The organism is Limnobacter sp. SAORIC-690, assembly GCF_002954425.1.
In the GTDB taxonomy this organism is placed as follows: Bacteria; Pseudomonadota; Gammaproteobacteria; order Burkholderiales; family Burkholderiaceae_B; genus Limnobacter; species Limnobacter profundi.
This window is the reverse complement of the sequence record NZ_MQVZ01000001.1, coordinates 2,589,642-2,590,724: the sequence shown is the minus strand read 5'-3', so window position 1 is coordinate 2,590,724 and position 1,083 is coordinate 2,589,642. Positions and strand designations below refer to the sequence as shown.

Annotated in this window: 1 protein-coding gene; it reads right to left on the bottom strand. The window is 63.6% G+C overall.

The genetic code is table 11. The annotated features are described in order from the left end of the window. Positions 1 to 7 precede the first annotated feature (7 nt). A complete protein-coding gene (locus BSZ31_RS12365; RefSeq protein ID WP_240605704.1) occupies positions 8 to 1,081 on the bottom strand; it encodes a YhcG family protein in 1,074 nt (357 codons plus the stop codon). Between the last annotated feature and the right edge of the window lie 2 nt (positions 1,082 to 1,083).

Genomic DNA, 1,083 nt, shown 5'->3' with positions numbered 1-1,083 from the left:
CGCCCGGTTATCGCTTGCGCTTCTTGGAAACGATCGTTCCGCGAGATTCGATCAGACGCCGCGTGTTCTCCAGTTCCTTTTGCAGCACTTCGGCATCCGGCAGCACCATCCGGTAATTCGCTGCCATTACTTTGCTGGGCAAGCCCTCCAGCGCGTACCGCGCCAGGGCGTGGCCCTTGTCCGCACACAAGATCAGGCCCACGGGCGGGTTCTCGTCGGCGAACGTCCAGTGCTCCTTCGCGTAGTTGCAATACAGGTGCATCTGGCCCACGTCGGCATGTGTCAGCGCACCGAGCTTCAAGTCGATGATGACCAGGCAGCGCAACCGACGATGGAAGAACAGCAGATCGACCCGATACCAGGTCTGGTCAATGCGCAACCGACGTTGCCGCCCGACGAAGGCGAACCCATCGCCCAGTTCGAGCAGGAAATCCTCCAGCCGCCGGATCAGGGCTTGCTCAAGGTCGGATTCCGAATACTCGTCCTTGAGGTCGAGGAACTCCAGCACATACGGGTCTTTGATCGCGTCGTCGGGGGTGACGGCATCCTCGGGCTTCGGCACGGCGCCCTTGACCAGCATCGCCGCCTTGTTCTTCGATAGCGCCGTGCGTTCGTAGAACTGGCTGTTGATCTGGCGATCGAGCTGGCGCACGCTCCAGCCGCCGCGCAGGGCTTCGGCCTCGTAGAACTGGCGGGCATGGCCGTCCTTGACCGACAGCAGCCGGACGTAGGCCGACCACGGCAGCGTGAAGACCTGGGCCAGCTCATCGAGGTGCCAGGGACGCGCCACCGGCGCCGGGGAAGATTCGCTAGACACTGTCTGGCGAATTGGCCAGGTCAGGAAGAACGACCGCATCTGCTGCAAGTTCGGGCGGCTGAACCCGCGCCCGAACTGCGCGGTCAGGTCGGCCGACAGCCGTTCGATCAACTGTTCGCCGTACCCGGCGCGCCGCTTGCCCTGCTGCTCGGCTTCCACGATCCGACGGCCAATCTCCCAATAGCTGGCGGTCATCAGCGCATTGACGCTGCGTGCCGCCGCATGGCGGGCAGCATCGAGGACTTCCACAATGCCGCTGTGGATGC